The 16,648-nt window shown below is 39.7% G+C and carries 13 protein-coding genes; 5 read left to right on the top strand and 8 right to left on the bottom strand.

Going from position 1 to position 16,648, the window contains the following annotated elements:
- Positions 1 to 294: 294 nt before the first annotated feature.
- Positions 295 to 1,608, top strand: coding sequence for a M20/M25/M40 family metallo-hydrolase (locus JG479_RS19170; RefSeq protein ID WP_200220443.1), 1,314 nt, complete (start codon positions 295 to 297; stop codon positions 1,606 to 1,608).
- An 18-nt stretch (positions 1,609 to 1,626) separates the two neighbouring features.
- Here the strand turns inward: JG479_RS19170 and JG479_RS19175 are convergent, their stop codons facing one another.
- Positions 1,627 to 2,526 (bottom strand): LysR family transcriptional regulator ArgP, encoded by a 900-nt coding sequence (locus tag JG479_RS19175; RefSeq protein WP_200220444.1) that lies wholly within the window; start codon positions 2,524 to 2,526, stop codon positions 1,627 to 1,629.
- A gap of 105 nt (positions 2,527 to 2,631) precedes the next feature.
- On the opposite strand from JG479_RS19175, the gene JG479_RS19180 reads away from it, so the two are divergent.
- Entirely contained in the window at positions 2,632 to 3,228 is a 597-nt protein-coding gene (locus tag JG479_RS19180) for a LysE/ArgO family amino acid transporter (RefSeq protein WP_200220445.1), read from the top strand.
- A 91-nt stretch (positions 3,229 to 3,319) separates the two neighbouring features.
- Here JG479_RS19180 and JG479_RS19185 read toward each other — a convergent pair whose 3' ends face one another.
- Complete coding sequence (locus tag JG479_RS19185) at positions 3,320 to 6,070, bottom strand: TonB-dependent receptor domain-containing protein (protein ID WP_200220446.1); 2,751 nt, start codon at positions 6,068 to 6,070, stop codon at positions 3,320 to 3,322.
- A gap of 133 nt (positions 6,071 to 6,203) precedes the next feature.
- Positions 6,204 to 7,646 (bottom strand): glycoside hydrolase family 32 protein, encoded by a 1,443-nt coding sequence (locus JG479_RS19190; protein WP_200220447.1) that lies wholly within the window; start codon positions 7,644 to 7,646, stop codon positions 6,204 to 6,206.
- 145 nt (positions 7,647 to 7,791) lie between these two features.
- Here JG479_RS19190 and JG479_RS19195 point away from each other — a divergent pair, with 145 nt between their 5' ends.
- Both JG479_RS19195 and JG479_RS19200 read left to right on the top strand, forming a co-directional pair.
- Complete coding sequence (locus JG479_RS19195; RefSeq protein ID WP_052201256.1) at positions 7,792 to 8,802, top strand: LacI family DNA-binding transcriptional regulator; 1,011 nt, start codon at positions 7,792 to 7,794, stop codon at positions 8,800 to 8,802.
- Positions 8,803 to 8,820: 18 nt separating this feature from the next.
- Positions 8,821 to 10,074 (top strand): MFS transporter, encoded by a 1,254-nt coding sequence (locus JG479_RS19200; protein ID WP_039486536.1) that lies wholly within the window; start codon positions 8,821 to 8,823, stop codon positions 10,072 to 10,074.
- A gap of 57 nt (positions 10,075 to 10,131) precedes the next feature.
- Here JG479_RS19200 and JG479_RS19205 read toward each other — a convergent pair whose 3' ends face one another.
- The 5 genes from JG479_RS19205 to JG479_RS19225 all read right to left on the bottom strand — a co-directional run bounded on the left by JG479_RS19205 (position 10,132) and on the right by JG479_RS19225 (position 14,099).
- A complete protein-coding gene (locus JG479_RS19205; protein WP_197120515.1) occupies positions 10,132 to 10,929 on the bottom strand; it encodes a response regulator in 798 nt (265 codons plus the stop codon).
- 121 nt (positions 10,930 to 11,050) lie between these two features.
- A complete protein-coding gene (locus JG479_RS19210) occupies positions 11,051 to 11,767 on the bottom strand; it encodes an SIR2 family NAD-dependent protein deacylase (RefSeq protein WP_200220448.1) in 717 nt (238 codons plus the stop codon).
- Complete coding sequence (locus JG479_RS19215; RefSeq protein ID WP_200220449.1) at positions 11,764 to 12,780, bottom strand: Kelch repeat-containing protein; 1,017 nt, start codon at positions 12,778 to 12,780, stop codon at positions 11,764 to 11,766. Before JG479_RS19215 ends, JG479_RS19210 begins: the two co-directional genes overlap by 4 nt.
- A gap of 108 nt (positions 12,781 to 12,888) precedes the next feature.
- Positions 12,889 to 13,074 (bottom strand): epimerase, encoded by a 186-nt coding sequence (locus tag JG479_RS19220; protein WP_024594980.1) that lies wholly within the window; start codon positions 13,072 to 13,074, stop codon positions 12,889 to 12,891.
- Positions 13,075 to 13,223: 149 nt separating this feature from the next.
- Positions 13,224 to 14,099 (bottom strand): sensor domain-containing diguanylate cyclase, encoded by an 876-nt coding sequence (locus JG479_RS19225; protein WP_200220450.1) that lies wholly within the window; start codon positions 14,097 to 14,099, stop codon positions 13,224 to 13,226.
- A gap of 479 nt (positions 14,100 to 14,578) precedes the next feature.
- Here JG479_RS19225 and JG479_RS19230 point away from each other — a divergent pair, with 479 nt between their 5' ends.
- Positions 14,579 to 16,639, top strand: coding sequence for a TonB-dependent receptor plug domain-containing protein (locus JG479_RS19230; protein WP_200220451.1), 2,061 nt, complete (start codon positions 14,579 to 14,581; stop codon positions 16,637 to 16,639).
- The last annotated feature ends 9 nt before the right edge of the window (positions 16,640 to 16,648 follow it).

Genomic DNA, 16,648 nt, shown 5'->3' on the forward strand with positions numbered 1-16,648 from the left:
CTGTAAACAGTTAGTTAGATTCACCTTACCTTTTCTAAATGAAGCAAAACCCCAAAATGGTGGAGATCAGTAATATCAGACGTATAGCTGATTAGTTATACCCGTTGATTATTAATTAACAGGTTATATTTTAAATACCTGTGTTTAAACCAATAACGCGTACACCCCATAACCCTTAAACTTGTAACTCATTATTACTTATAAAATTAGTTAACAATCACAATCTACTTCTATTGAATACTTTGGATTTTTACTTCATATTAAATATTCTTATTTCTCACTTATTATGCTGTTATGTCATTTTTAAAATTTAGCCATGCACTTATTTTTACCCTTGCTAGTACCCTACCGCTTACAAGCCATGCGGCGCTTGATAAAAACGAGCGTGAAATAGTAAAACAGGTCGATAAAAATATTCCCCAAGCACTTAAAGAAATAGAGCAAGCCGTAAATATTAATAGCGGTTCGCTTAATATTGAAGGTGTAAAAAAAGTAGGTGCGCTGACAAGTGAGCAGCTTAAAGCCATTGGTTTTAAAGTTGAATGGCTGGATGGCAGTGCGTTTAACCGCGCAGGACATGTACTGGCAACCCATGAGAGTAAAAACCCCGATGCAATAAAAATACTGATGATCGGCCATCTAGATACGGTATTTGCCAAAAACGATAACTTTACTACCTACAAACAACTTGATGCCGATATAGCCAGTGGCCCAGGTGTAGCCGATATGAAAGGCGGTAACACGATAATAATTACCGCACTTAAAAGCTTACAAGCCCTTAATTTACTCGAAAATGTAAGCATAAAAGTATTATTGACTGGCGATGAAGAAAGCAGCGGTCGCCCGCTTAGCTTATCTAAACAAGCTATTGTTGATGCAGCAATTTGGGCTGACGTAGCGCTTGGCTATGAAAATGGCGATAACAATATAAAAACAGCTATGGCGGCGCGCCGTGGTTATACCGGCTGGACGCTAAACGTAACGGCAAATGCAGCGCATTCGTCACAAATATTTAGCGAAAGCGTTGGATATGGCGCTATTTACGAAGCATCACGCATTTTAAATGATTTTAGAGAGCAACTTGCCACGCAACCTAATTTAACATTTAACCCAGGGCTTATTGTGGGCGGTACCAATGCCGACTACGACAGTGCTAATTCGTCAGCAACAGCGTTTGGTAAAAGTAATGTAATAGCACAAACCGTGCATGTAGCAGGTGATTTACGCGCACTTTCGCCAAAGCAGGTAGAAAGCGCTAAAAGGGTAATGCTACAAATTGTGGCTAAAAACTTAGATGGCAGTAAAGCAGAGCTTATTTTTGAAGACGGTTACCCGCCAATGGCATTAACTGATGGCAATAAAAAGCTATTAGAATTATACAGCGACGCAAGCCACGATTTAGGCTTCAACAAAGTAGTAGCCGCCAACCCACGCAATGCAGGTGCGGCTGATATTTCGTTTGCGGCAAACCATGTTGATATGGCGCTTGATGGCCTTGGCCTAATGGGCAGTGGCGCACACACTAAAAACGAAACCGCCGATTTAACCAGCCTAAATAAAAACACTGCTAAAACAGCACTGCTTATTTACAGATTAGGGCAGTTATAAAGGCAGGCTTAGCCTTTTTTATGGGTTAATAGGCTCTAACCGTTTGCCTGCTACTTGCAGCGCAAATTTACGCAACGTTTTAAGCTGCGGGCTTTCGGTTTGCCAATAGTGCCAATACAACGGTGTATCAATATAATATTCTGGGAATAAATCAACTAACTCCCCTTTTACCAGCGAGTCTCCAAGCTGTAAGGTAGGTAATAGCCCATAACCTAGGCCTGCTATCATGGCTTGTTTAAATCCCTCTGACGAAGGGTAAATATGGGTAAACAGTGGGGCTGAGCCATTAATATCTTCTAAAAACTGGTGTTGTAGCTTGTCATACTCACTAAATACCAAGCACGGTAAATGCGCTAATTGCGAAAGCTCAGTAAGCTTATGTTGTTTTATAAAATCGGGGCTTGCAATGGCTTTGTAGCGTATGGCGCCAAGCGGGCTTACCAGCCCGCCATTAACGGGCTCGGGGGATGAGCTAATACACACCATAACCTCGCCGTCTTTCATTCTTTTATGGGCAATGGATTGATCTTCACTAATGACCTCAAAGCGTAATTTGCACGCAAGCTCTGTATCTAATATGGCGAGTGCTTCGGGCAGCCAGGTGGCAAGCGAATCCGCATTAGCAGCAAGCTTTACGCTAAGCGGGGTGTTTAAATCTGTGTGCTCGTTAAGTGCCTCTACATTAAGGGCTACTTCTAGCTGCAATACTTGCTGTAAATGGTTAAGTAAACGTTTACCAAGTGCCGTGGGCGTTGGCGGCTGGGTTCTTATTAATACGGGCTCGCCTAGTTTGGCCTCAAGCTGATGAATACGCCTGCTCACCGCCGATTGGGTAATAAATAATTTTTTTGAGGCTTTTTCAAATCCGCCTTCACTTATAACGGCACTAAGCGCATTGAGTAACTGGTAATCAATCATGAGTTTTACGCATATAACAATAAATATATTCATTGGATTTGTAACAGAATAGCCCCTACCCTGCAAGGCATTGAATAGCTGGTTTTATTTGGGTGGATTTAAAGTATGTCGTTTTTGTCGGGTGTGATGCTGGGGCTGAGTTTAATTATTGCCATTGGGGCGCAAAATATTTGGATTTTAAGCCAGTGTATGGCGGGCGCTAACCGTTTTGTTTTAGCTGCAGTTTGCATACTTTGCGACGCCACTTTAATTATTGTAGGTGTATTTGCCGCTAATGAATTAAAGCTATGGCTACCGGGGTTATTACCGTGGTTAACGTGGGGTGGTATAGCTATGTTACTTTATTTAGCATTTGGCGCTGCACGCAGTGCAATTAAGGGCACATCGGGGTTAAAAGTAACTCAGGTAATAAAAGTGAGCTGGTGGAAAACGGCCCTTGCGGCCTTTGCTATAAGCTTACTTAATCCACATGTTTATTTAGATACCGTGTTACTACTTGGCAGTATTGGCGCACTTCAGCCTGCGCCTTTGCATTTTGCTATTGGCGCTTGCGTGGCCTCTGTTATTTGGTTTAGTAGCTTGGTGTTGTTTGCACCAAAATTAAAAAAGGTTTTAAGCTCCCCATTTCGATGGCGTATATTTGATAGCTGCATTGCGGTTATTTTATGTTTTGTGGCCTTTCAGTTGTATAGCGTTACATAATAAAAAAAGGGAGCAAGCGCTCCCTTAGCGTCAACACATTGTAAAATTAAACATTACAATACATTGCACAACACACATTTTAAGTAATCTATTAAAAGTTAATCATTAATGATGCTTTAATAGTTCGTCCAAGTAATGGCCTAGCTACACCGGTGTAGTCGCCATTAGAAAAACGCAGCCCCTCAGTTACAGAGCTACCTTCTGTAAACGAATCGGCATTATTTAAGTTATTAACATGAAGTTGAAGCTCCATATCCTCAGTGAATGAATACAACATACCTGCATTTAATTGCGTGTAACCAGGGTAAATAGTTACGTTGGTATTACCATCGTCTGAAAAACGTTCACTGTAGTGCATTACTTGACCATATACAGTGACCGGTAGTTCTGAGAACGTGTATGACGGACGCACGTTAATCAACCACTGAGATTGACGGCGTGGTCGTCTGTCTGAACCTGATGACACATCGTAGCGGCGTGTATCGTTAATGCCATCACCATCTGTATCTGTTTCTATAATTGCAGTGCGAATTGCAGAGTCTTGCCCTTGCTTGGGATCTTGCCAAACAATACTACCCTGTAGCGATAATCCATCTAACCACTCTGGACGGTATGTACCCTCAAATTCAATCCCGCGTGTTTTTAGGCTTGTACGAAAGCTGTCGCGTATTTTTGCACAATCATCCGGTGCAGGTACTGCACTACAAGACACCCCATTTGCACCTGTATCACTTAAGTCATCAAGCGTTGCTGCTAAGGTTTCTTTTGCTGCAAAATCGATATAAAAACCACTAAAGTTAAACTCATAGTTTTTTTGTGAAAAACGGATGCCGCCTTCGTATTGCTTAATATCTTCGACTAAGTCACCGCGAGCAATATCACCGGTAGACGGGTTAGTTGCAGGGCCACCAAATATGTAATCTTCAAAGCCCGGTAGCCTAAATGAGTCTGCGTAGCTTAGGTACGTGGTTATAGTATCGGTTAAGCGGTAGTTAGCGCCTACAGTCCAACCAAAGTCATCGTAGCTTTCTGAGGCAAATAGCGCAGTACCGTCGGGTACATTTACAAAATTATCAGCTAAGGTATCGTTGGTAGAGCCGACAACTACGTCACTTGGTGTAAAATCGTTTGAGCTATTGCCTGGGTCGAATGAATTGGTTGTTACACGGTCTACTTCAAGTTCTTGATAACGCCCGCCTATATCAATTTGCAGCCTGTCATCAAGCATTGAAATGTGGTCTAGGAAGTAAAATGCATTGGTGCGCATAGTGGCATCTGCGCCTAAACCAAATAACGCGGGCTGATCAACACCACCTTGTGAAATAGACGGGCCAACCTGCTGATCGTTCTCATCCACAGCATACAAATCAACTAATCGTGAGCTTTCACTAATATTACTATAGGCACTTGCAAATACAGATTGAACTTCATACGTGTAATGGCTTGTGTATAAACCAAATGTTAGCTCGTGAGAATGTTCTTCAAAGTCAAAAAAGCGGCTTAAGCGAAAATCACCTACATAGCTTGTGGCATCAACCATGCCGTAAACCGGAATGTTATGCGCTAAAATTGAGTCTGCGCGTTCTGCAGTGCTTAAATCGGTGCCTGTTACTGTATCTGAGTAAAATGCTTTAACGCCTGTTGCATTTGCGTACGAGTCACCAATTACGCCATCAAAGCTTTGAATGCGAGAAAACTGTTCAGCTTCTAAACGGCTGCGCTCTGTTGGTGGATCGTTAAATAACGCATGGAACCCATTACTACCGCTTGTTGCACGTAATGCGGTATCAAAGCGCCATTGATTAGCAAAGTCTTTAGTTAATTCAAATGTATAAATATTAAATTTAGGCTGTATCCCGTCACTAATATCTAGCTTTAATTGGCTACCGTCAGCGTTATAGAGCTCATAAAAACTGGTTTGATGAGATAAAACAGTTCCATCACTAAAATCAACACCGAGACTATTTACACGACTTGGATCAATTTCAAAAGGATTTTCTGGCGTGCCTGGCGCCCGATCGGCAGTAATTGAATACGGTATATTTTGATAAAAATTTGTTTTATCGTTAATAACATGAGCTTGTAGTTTTACTTCTGTGCTGCCATCGTCACTAATGTAAAGTAAATTACCTCTAAATTGGCCGCCACTATTACCTGTGTAACCTGGGTCACGAATACCATCAGCAACACGATAAAAACCACCTAGCGCATACGTTAAGTTATCGTTAATTGGACCTGCAACAAAAAAATCGTTACGCACATGCCCCCAGTCACCCACTTCTATTTTATACGCACCTTCAAAATCTTGAGTACCTGTACGAGTAATGTAGTTTACAGCAGCGCCAAGTGCATTAGAGTAAAGTACGCCACCGGGGCCGCCTTTAACAGCCTCAACGGTTGTGGTCATCAAATCGGGTTTAATAAAAACATCGTTATTCATAAACGGCGCTTCGGGCTCTTCGTATACTGGCAAACCATCAATGAGATTTGGTACATAACGATAGCCACCAGCTTGTGGTAAGCCTCTTACAAGTACGTTGTTATGGCTTTCACCTGCGGTTCCGCCTTCAGGGAAAAACCCAGGAATATTTCCTAGTAATTCAGCTGCGCCGTGAGGTGCTAAAACTTTCATTTCCTCTTCTGAAATAGTATTTATAGAAAATGTAGCTTCCATTTTTTGCATATTGCGCGTAACACCGGTGACTATTACGCGCTCTATATCTTGCACTTCAGCTTTTTCTGTTTGCTGTGCTTCCTGAGCAGCTTCTTGAGCAAACAGTTGACTGCTAGGTGCTGCAAAAACAGCTGCTATGGAAATAGCTATAACGTTTTTATTAAACATAGTTGTGTTCCTGTTGATGTCAGTTGTCTATCGTTAGACATTATCGTCACCACAAACCTTATGTCAACAATTTATTTACTTTAAAAAAACAAATTAAACATAAAGTTTGCTGGGGTTAATTAGTTTATTCTAACTATTTGGTGTACTTGGTTATTTTTAAATTTTCTAGCGACTCTTTTTTGCTGCTTTGATCGATATACAGCTGCGAGAATGCTTGTTTAGGGAAAACCAATGCGGTAATACAATGTGCCCCGTTGTTAAAAAACAGCTCTATTGAGCACTCGTCTACAAATATTTCTAATTGCAAGTTAGTGCACTCATGTTTGCTAAGCGGCATTTTTATTACAGAGTCAAAGCCTTTATCTGTAAAACCTGCTTTCGTTCTGTCGGCGGTTACACTTTGTGTATCGGCATCTATTTCGAGTCTGAATTGTTCATTACAATCATTTTTCCAAACTAAGGCTATATTCCCTTGAGTTAGTGAAATATCGCACTCTAAGCTATAAGCTTCTGGCACACTAATAGGCTGCTCTTTACTTAAGCAATATTGCAAGCGGACTGTATCTTGAGGTAGTTTTACTGCGCTTGGCGTTAATAAGTAATAGCTTTGCTCCGCTTTTTTTAAGTACATAGTGCGGGGTAGAGTCATGGCTCCTCGCCAGGTATTATCAGGAGTATTATTTGCGTATTGCCAATTGCTCATCCATGCAATGTAGGTACGCGAATGTTTAATATTGGGTGTGTTATCCCATGTAATACCCGCATAACAGTCGGTGCCGTAATCTAACCAGCGTATTTGTTCATCTTGAGATACAAATTTTTCGCCGTCAAAATCACCAATAAAATATTGCGTTGCTGAGCCACCATTTGGGCCACCTGGGTTAATACTAATAATTAATACCCAGCGCTCAGTATCAGTATCGCTGCAAATAAGAGGGAATAAATCAGGACATTCCCACACCCCACCATGGGCACCTATTTTGTGTCCAAATTCAGATAGTTTATGCCATGTTTTTAAATCATTCGATTTGTAAATGTGTATGCACTGGCCTGCCACTACCGTTTTAATCCAAAACTGCCCTTTTTCGTACCAGGTTACTTTAGGGTCTCTAAAATCTTTTAAGCCTGGGTTAGGAATAACTGGGTTTTGATCATAAACAGTAAAGCTTTTACCCTCATCGAGTGAGTACGCAATACTTTGCACTTGCGTTTCGTCTTTAGATTGCTGTGTAAAAGTAGCAACAATAGGGGTTTCACCATTTTTAGCAAAACCCGATGTATTATTTTTATCAACAATTGCACCGCCCGAAAATATATAACCTAAGCCTTCTGGTTCCGCGTAAAGTGCGATTGGTTGATGCTGCCAATTAATAAGATCGTCCGAGGTTGCGTGCCCCCAATGCATATTTCCCCATACAACATCATCTGGGTTTAGCTGAAAAAACAGATGATAAGTACCATTAAGATAAAACAACCCATTAGGATCGTTTATCCAGTGGTTCGGTTTATAAAAGTGATATTGAGGTGTCCAGCTTCGCTGCTCAATTAAGTCGTTTTGTTTTGTAGAAGATTGCATAGGCACCACTTAATAAATGTAAATTAAATCTTGTAAAAATGTCTATCGTTGGTCATTATAATGGCTAATTTTAAATTATTGTCAACTTATTGTTCGTAATGTGTGAAAATCCATTACCTTCTAAATAAAGAGAGTATTGAACAATATGTCATCAATTAAAGATGTAGCAGCTAAAGCTAACGTATCAGTAAAAACCGTTTCTAGAGTACTAGGCGGGTTTGAGGGCGTGAGTGATAAAACCAAAAACAAAGTTGAAGCCGCGATGAAAGCGCTTGAGTTTTATCCCTCGGCAGCGGCGCAGTCTTTACGCGGGCAAGAGAAAGGCATTGTGTGCCTTATTACCGAACACCTGACCACCACGCCTGACTCTTTCGATATTATTGCGGGCATTCAACATGAGTGTGAAAAACATTCCAAGCTATTAATGATTGGGGAGTCTGGTGGTAACGAACAAAGCTTTTCTCGGCTGGTGGATGATTTTAGGCGCCAACGCGCCGAGGCCATTATTTACGCGACGGTTTATCACCGAGAAGTGAATATTAAACAATCATTTAATAAGTGCCCTTTAATACTTGTTAACTGCTTTGAATCTCAGCTTAAGCACCCAACTATTTTGCCCGATGATTACAAAGGGGCCTATAAATTAACTGAAGAGTTATTAAATTTAGGGCACACAAAAATAGCGTATTTAACACTTTTTGAAGATATGCCCGCTACACCACTTAGAACGCTAGGGTTTAAAGACGCTCACGAAGCAAAAGGCATAAGTGTTGAAGAAGAGTTGATAAAAATAGGTGTTTGCACAGACCCAGAAGATGAGTTTGCACAGTTACCCGATGTATTACGCGACATTATGTCGAGGCACGAGCGCCCTACAGCCATATGCTGTGGTAACGATAAAATGGCTATGCGCGTATTTATGCTTATACGTCAAATGGGTTACAAAATCCCTCAAACCATTTCTATTGTTGGTTACGATAACTACAAATTAATCGCCGAAAACCTACTACCTAAATTATCAACAGTGAGTCTTCCTTACTTTCGTATGGGCCAACTAGCTGCACAAATCGCAATAAATAAAGAATTACAATCACACACTAAAACACATGAAATTAGCGGAGAACTACTTCTTAGGGGGTCACACAGCTCCGCGTAGATATTAAGGCACTGACAAATGACTGAACACTTATCTAAACGCAATTATTGGTTATTAAGCGGCTGTATTTTAAGCTTTTTTTTAACATGGTCTTTCTGCTTTTCGATTTATCCTATATGGCTTAACCAGGCAATAGGCTTAAATGGTACTCAAACAGGTATCGTATTTAGTATAAATGCTATTGCAGCACTGTTTGTAATGCCTTGTTATGGTTTTATTCAAGATAAGTTAGGTTTAAAAAAGAACCTGTTATGGTTTGTTGGTGTGATGTTGCTACTAAGCGGTCCATTTTTTATTTATGTTTATACCCCGTTACTTATTAGTTCTTTGTATGTTGGGGCCTTTGCTGGTGGTTTATTTTGCTCGGTCGCATTTTTTGCAGGCGTTGGGGCCGTTGAAACCTACATAGAACGAGTTGGCCGCAATACTGGGTTTGAATTTGGTAAAGCACGTATGTGGGGCTCGGTTGGGTGGGCTATTGCAACCTTTTTTACTGGCCAAATTTTTAATATATCACCCACCTTAAATTTTGTTTTAGCAAGTGTAAGTGCTTTAGTTTTTTTAGTGTGTTTATGGTTTGTTAAAGCAAGTGATGAGTCTAAGGAAGTAAACCTAAGCGCCAGCGCATTAAAAATTACTGACGCAATTGCGCTATTCAAAGATGCTAAATTTTGGGCGTTTACAACTTTTGTTATTGGCGTTTCGTGTATATATGGCGTCTACGATCAGCAGTTCCCTGTTTACTTTGCAGCGCAGTTTCCTACTAGAGAAGAGGGAAATGCTATGTATGGTTACTTAAACTCTTTTCAAGTATTTTTAGAAGCGGGTGGAATGTTTTTAGCCCCTTTTTTAGTCAATAAAATTGGCGCAAAAAACGGCTTAATTGTAAGCGGTGTTGTTATGGCACTAAGAATAATCGGCTCTGGCTATGCAACTGATCCATTATCAATCTCTGCAATGAAACTATTACATGCAGTTGAGCTACCTATTATGCTAATTGCTATTTTTAAATATATATCTGCCACATTTGATGCAAGGCTTTCTGCCACTATTTATATTGTTGGTTTTCAGTTTATGGGGCAGGTTGCGGCAAGCGGTTTATCTGTATTTACTGGTATTTTGTACGATGCGATAGGCTTTGCTGAGGCATATAAGCTTATTGGTATTGTAGTTGCATTCTTTGTAGTTGTATCGGCATTTGTTTTAACTTCAGATAAAAATTCGAACCAAGTTAACAGCAAAGAGAAACTCAATCCCCAAGGAAGTCTTTAGAATTTATTTATGAGATATATTGCTAAGGCTAAAATCACTTTTGCCTTAGCTGTCTGTTCAAGACATTATTTTATACAGTAATTCTCGCACCGTTGCGGGTTCAAACGGCTTATCACAAATGGCATCAACTCCCGCTTGCGCAATATTAGCTAAGTGGGTGTCGTTTGCCTCTGAGCTCACCATTAAAATAGGAATATGCGAGTAAGCGTTTGAGCTACGTACTGTTTCGGTTAATTCGCGTCCATCCATTTCAGGCATGTTGTAATCGGTAACGATTAAATCGAACGACTGTTCGTTAAGTTTTTCAACTGCTTGTTTACCATCTTCTGCTTCAACCGGGGTTGGAATACCCATACCAGCAAGCACACGAATAATATGCTTGCGCGCAAAACGACTATCATCAACAACAAGTACACGTAAAAGTGTTACATCAAAGTGCTCTAGTTCTACTTCTTCTTCGCTTATAATATCGAGCGTTGCTTTTAATGCGCGTGTAATTGCATCAGCACTGAATGGTTTAGGTAAAATAGCCAACACGCCCGATTGACGTAATTGCTCAAGGTATTTTTTATTACGCTCGCTCGATATAAGCATAAAAGGTTGATGCTCGGTGATAGGGTTTGATCTTATTTCTTGCAATAGTGAGTCGGCTGTCCCGTCAGATAAATACATAGAGCTTATAACTAGATCAGGGTGATAACTTGCTAATAAGCTAAGCGCTTGTGTTTGTGTAGATGCAGTTTCAACTTGTTTTACACCACTTTCTAAAAGCGATTTTATTATTATTTTTTGCTGAACCTCTGAAGGCTCTACAAGTAAAATAGACAAGTTTGCTATTGCAGTTAAGTCGCTCATTCAGATCTCTTTAGTATTGTTATAATCAGGATAATAATAACATTTTTGACTCGTTAATATTATATAAAGAGATTGTAATATTTAAGAAAACATTACCAACCCCTTTAAAATATAGCACTTATTAATTAGATTCAATGTAATCTAATGCATTCATTTTTTTATATGTGACGTTAGCGTGCAAAATATGCGCAGGTTCGGGGTCAACCACTTCAACAGGAATGTCGTAATTTCGGGCTATTTCAATTGCCATTTGCGTAATATTGACGCTAAACGAGGTGCCCATAAATACAATTTTATCGGCGTTGAGCATACGCTGTTGTGCTTGTGTTATTCTGTAAAGCTCGGTGTAGTATTCGTCAAATAATAAAACAAAGGGCTTAAATGAATGGTTTAGCTCAGGCGTTTGGTTTTGAATATTAAATAGCTCAAAAAGAGACTCTTGCAGGCGGCTTTCGTCTACGCTATCCCACGGGGTGGCAAGTGGCGTGACTGGCTCCCCTTGCTCATGAAATAAGGTCATTTGATCAAGCCTGCCGTGTATCGCTATGTAATTTTTGTTACCCGCTTTGCCATCAAGCCCATCTATGTTTTGAGTAATTAGGTTTTTGTCACTTAGCCAATGGTGTACGTCGTTTGGGCCATGGTTACGATACGTTGCAAAGCGATGGTAATACCATGCTAAAAACTCTTTTGGGGCGTTTTGGTACATTGCGCGCGTTGCCATTTCCATAGGCGTATAATTTTTACTGCCAATGGTCCAATAACCATCCTCCCCTCTAAAGGTGGGAATACCACTGGCTGCGCTGACTCCCGCTCCGGTAATGTAAAGAGTGTTCACTTTTCAACCTCGTAACCGAGCACGTTAGCGCTTACTTGCTGACTGTTATCTATGCCGCCAATTCGATATAAAACCCCACTGTGCTCAAGTAAGCCACGATGATCCATGCTCTTTACTTCAACTGGGGATAAAATCTGCCATTCGTTTTTTTCGATACTAAAGCGCCAAACATGGTCACTTGCTGGTGCAGGTTTGCCGTCGTAACCTATTGCGCTGTAGTTATATGGGTTATTAGAGCCTGCCATCATATAAATATTGCCATTATAGCTGGTGGCTGCCATTCGGTAGTGAGCAGTGCCTGTTGGATGTGGCAATGTGCGCCAATCTATTTTTTGTGGGTTAGTTGAATCTATTGTGCCTTTTAAGCACTGTGCTACACCTGCAAACGAGCGACGCGAATCAGGATTAGCTTGTGTTTTAACGCCATCACAAATAACAATGGTGTTACCACTAATAGCAGCGGCTTGGCCAAATACAGGCTCACCTAAAAATGGCGAGGCTTGTTGCCATGTATTATTTTGCGTGTCGTATACTTGTACTAAGTTTACGTTGCCGTCGTTATGCCAACCGCTAATTAAATAAATATAACGCGCTTTGTAGCTCAGCGCTACGCTATCGTCTACGGGTACTGGCATGCTCGCAAGATGAGTGTAGGTATCTTTTATTACGTCGTACCTATATACGTCGGGGCTTGAAACTTCAGTATGATCCTCTGCTACCGTATAGCCGCCAAACACATAAGCGTACTCGCCTAAACCGACTGCAGTACTTGCTAAGCGCCCTTTTAATGGCAAGCTTGAAGGCACACCAGTTTTAGATTGCCACTGTGAATCGCCAACTTTAAGCGCCCACACTTTGTTATGCACTGACGAGTATTGTTTATCGCCCCCCAGCCCCATAAAGCTTAAAAAGTAGGGCTGGTTTTTTACAATAACTTTAGCCACAGCATTATTTGCAACAGGCTCAGGTAAAGCGGGAAGGCTTGCTAACGCAAGAGAAAAAAGAAGGCTCATAAGGCAAATAATTTAATAAGAATTAATACGCTCAGATTAAATTATTTTAACCTTGTGAGCCAGTATTGTTATATCTAAATAATCAAACGCTTTTGATTAGTAACCATATTAGTAGGCAATACTAATATGCTGATTTACGTGCGCTGCATTTTGCGCTACATCAACCATTGCTGTTGCGTAATCAGTGACCGAAACTTTGCTTTCGCCTGCATCATTAGTAAAAAATGTATTACTGCCTATACGGTAATTGCCTTCATTATCACCCAGGCATAGCTTGTGCAGTTTATTTATCAAGGAACTACCTACAAACTGCTGTAAGAGCATTTATAGATTTTTAACGCAGCGCTGGAAAACCGCTATTAAAAATGTGGCGGTAAGTAATGTATTGTAGTTAAGGGCGTTGTGAAGATGAGTTGTCTAAGGTGGTAGTTCAGCATGATTTTTTAACGTAAATAGGTTACGTTATCTAAGCCTTGTTGTTTATTTTTGTACATAGCTTGATCAGCATATTTTATAAGTTCGTGATCTGTTTGTCCGTGCTCTGGGTAGTTTGCAATGCCAATACTGGGGGAAATATTTAGTAGTACGTCATCTAACTTAAAGACAGCTTTAAACTCAGTGAGGACTTTATTTTTTATTCTGATTGTTTCGTGGCTAGAACTTAAATTATCTAAAATAATTAAAAATTCGTCTCCGCCTAAACGCCCTACTGTGTCGTAATGCCTAACCGACGCTGAGAGCCTTTTTGCTATAGCACATAAAAGCTTATCGCCAGTTTCGTGTCCGTGGGTGTCGTTTACTGCTTTAAAGCCATTTATGTCTATAAACAGTAAAGAAAAAAATGTGTTGTTTGTAGTTGCACTAATAATTACTTTTTCTAATCGCTCCATCAATAAAGAGCGATTTGGTAAGCCAGTTAACACATCGTGCCGAGCCATGTAATGGAGCTGCTCTTCCATTACTTTTCGCTCAGTTATATCGTGCGCTACTGCAATTCTTACTTGATGTTGCTCTGACCAACGCACAGACCATAATATATGGACTACTTGACCATCTTTTCTCATCCAGCGGTTTTCGAAGCGAGGGTTTACCGTTTCGCCAGACAATAGCGATGTTACGGCGTTATGCGTTTTGTAATGATCACCTTCGTAAACATAGTTAATCATTTTTTTGCCTACAACTTCGTCGGCCGTATAACCAAAAATTTGCTCAAATGCTGCGCTTACAAAAACAAATGTGCCTTGTTTATCTACCACACAAACGGCATCAAGCATTAAAGCGAGTACTTCTTCTACATTAATTAATTCATTTTTTATCATACTTTGGTGCCTTCAAAGCAAAACCAAGCAAATTTAAGTATTCTATATAGCTTTAACAAAAGCAAAGATAATTAAACCACAATCGCAGATAACACAGGGCTAGGTATAAATTGTGCCCATATAATTAATATTGCTTTGAGAAGCATGACACGAAAAAGTTAAGATTAAATATTTATAACCGTAAATACTTTGAAGTTATTCTGAAATAGACTAAATTTTAAGTCGTATATAAACATATAGCTATCAGCTATTTACATTTTACTGACTCTTTAATAAATATACTTATAAAGTTCATTTAACTATATTTTTACAGTTCAATTGGGCGAAATTAGACCTTTTAACTACTACAAAATTAGTTACCTTGATTTAATCTCATTTATGCTTTTACACTGTTAATGTATGTTAATATTGTGTGATATCACATGTATTACAAAAACAAAGACTGTTTTTGATTTTTTGATTGCGCAGGAGACTTTTGGGTGAAAATATCACAACGTTTGTTTTGGCCATTACTTTTTGTTTGCCCTTTCTTAACGGCCGAGCCGTTTGAAGATGAAGACCTCGATCTTGATGCTTTAATGGGCATGGATGTACAAGCAACTTCTGCGATGAAAAGAGCGCAATCAGCATTTGATACCGCTTCATCTATTTATGTATTAAGTAAAGAACAAATTACTAACTCTGGTGCTACATCAGTACCTGAAGCACTGAAAATGGTGCCAGGTTTAATTGTACGTCAGCTCGATAACAATCAATGGGCTATTTCATCAAGAGGTATTGCCTCTCGATTTTCTAGCAAACTATTGGTTATGATTGACGGACAAAGCTTATATACCCCAAAATTTGCTGCAGTTTATTGGGAAACACTCAACGTTCCTTTGTATGATATTGAACGCATTGAAGTAATACGCGGACAAGGCGGATTACTTTGGGGTAGTAACGCAAATAATGGCGTGATTAATATCATTACTAAAAACAGTATTGATACTCGCGGTGGATACGCAAACGTAACAACTGGTAATCAAATAAATGTTGATGCAAATCTTCGTTACGGTGGTGATATAAGTAACATAGGCAGCTACCGTGTGTATGGTCATGTAAAAGATGCGAATGAATCAAAAAAAGGGATTTCACTCGCACCTAACGATACAACTAAACAAAATTCTTTAGGTTTTCGGGCTGACTTTACCCCTAATGATGAGTGGTCTGCGCTACTTCAGGGGGACGTTACTCACTCAACACTTGGTCAAAACTATCGAGGTGTTATAGATGAAACCAACGAAAACATTTCATTCTCAGATGATTTAAAGCGAACAGACTCACGCATAATGGCGCGCCTTGAAAACAGAGTGTCGCCCGATGCCAATCAAATGCTACAAATTTCTTGGCTGAAACAAAATGGTTCCCAAGATTATATTAAAGAAGATTTTGAATCGATAGATATTGATTATCAAATGAACTTCATATACCAATATCTACAGCTAGATTGGGGATTAAACTACCGGTATAACTCTATCTCTTTCGCAGAAAGTGTATTTTTAGATAGCGATAAAAACTTTGATAACCTCAAACAGTTTGGTGCACTTGTTCAAGCTCAATACAATGTGACGCCTGATACACTCGATTTTATTATTGGTACTAAGCTTGATCATAACGATTTAACCGGCTGGGAAAATCAACCGTCAGCAAGGCTTATATACAAACCAGTAGATAACCACCTTACTTGGGGTGCTATATCGAGAAGTGTACGTACACCAACATTGATTGAATTTAACGACAACTTTAAAGTTAATGGTACAGAAATTAAAGATCTTACCGGTTTAAGCTCTGGCTTTGGACAAATAGACGACTATCGAATTGCAACCTACCTAAATGGTAACGACAAAGTTAAATCTGAAAACTATCTATCTTATGAATTAGGCTACCGTTTTACTGCTAACGATTGGTCATTGGATCTTTCTACTTATTATACAGATGCTAATAACGTAGCGGTTATTGATATGAATACGCATGCTGAACAATTCACACCTATACTTGAATTATTTCTAGCAGGGAGAATCCCAGAAGTATTTCAAGCACTAACAATGACTCGCATAGATTTAGACTTTGCATCTGTAGCAGACACGACCACTAAAGGGTTCGACCTAGTTGTATCATGGCAACCAGTTGATAATCTCAATACTGAGTTTGGTTATAGTTACACCGATTATAAGTACGATTTACCTCCTCGAGTAGAGCCCGCAATCGGCTATGACTCTAAAAACAGGCAGTTATTTGCAAAAGCCGATTATTCTTTTTTAACCAACCATAATGTGTTTGCGACATTGCGCGCAATAAACTCAAATGCATATAACACTGATAATTACACAACGTTAGATGTTAGTTGGAATTGGCAAGCAACACCTGTGTGGTCTACTGCAATTTCGGGTAAAAACCTCTTTGCAGGTTCACATATTGAGTACAATAATACGCGCGAAACCTATACATTACCAAACTATATTGATGAATGTATTACGTTTACAATTTCAGCAAATTTCTAAGTTAATTAG

Source organism: Pseudoalteromonas sp. LC2018020214 (assembly GCF_016598755.1).
Taxonomy (GTDB): Bacteria; Pseudomonadota; Gammaproteobacteria; order Enterobacterales; family Alteromonadaceae; genus Pseudoalteromonas; species Pseudoalteromonas distincta.

Excerpts from the sequence above, each read along its gene's own strand:
- JG479_RS19185 (WP_200220446.1), bottom strand. The coding sequence starts at position 6,070 with ATGTTTAATAAAAACGTTATAGCTATTTCCATAGCAGCTGTTTTTGCA.
- JG479_RS19215 (WP_200220449.1), bottom strand. The coding sequence starts at position 12,780 with ATGAGCCTTCTTTTTTCTCTTGCGTTAGCAAGCCTTCCCGCTTTACCT.
- JG479_RS19170 (WP_200220443.1), top strand. The coding sequence starts at position 295 with ATGTCATTTTTAAAATTTAGCCATGCACTTATTTTTACCCTTGCTAGT.
- JG479_RS19180 (WP_200220445.1), top strand. The coding sequence starts at position 2,632 with ATGTCGTTTTTGTCGGGTGTGATGCTGGGGCTGAGTTTAATTATTGCC.
- JG479_RS19225 (WP_200220450.1), bottom strand. The coding sequence starts at position 14,099 with ATGATAAAAAATGAATTAATTAATGTAGAAGAAGTACTCGCTTTAATG.
- JG479_RS19175 (WP_200220444.1), bottom strand. The coding sequence starts at position 2,526 with ATGATTGATTACCAGTTACTCAATGCGCTTAGTGCCGTTATAAGTGAA.
- JG479_RS19205 (WP_197120515.1), bottom strand. The coding sequence starts at position 10,929 with ATGAGCGACTTAACTGCAATAGCAAACTTGTCTATTTTACTTGTAGAG.
- JG479_RS19190 (WP_200220447.1), bottom strand. The coding sequence starts at position 7,646 with ATGCAATCTTCTACAAAACAAAACGACTTAATTGAGCAGCGAAGCTGG.
- JG479_RS19195 (WP_052201256.1), top strand. The coding sequence starts at position 7,792 with ATGTCATCAATTAAAGATGTAGCAGCTAAAGCTAACGTATCAGTAAAA.
- JG479_RS19200 (WP_039486536.1), top strand. The coding sequence starts at position 8,821 with ATGACTGAACACTTATCTAAACGCAATTATTGGTTATTAAGCGGCTGT.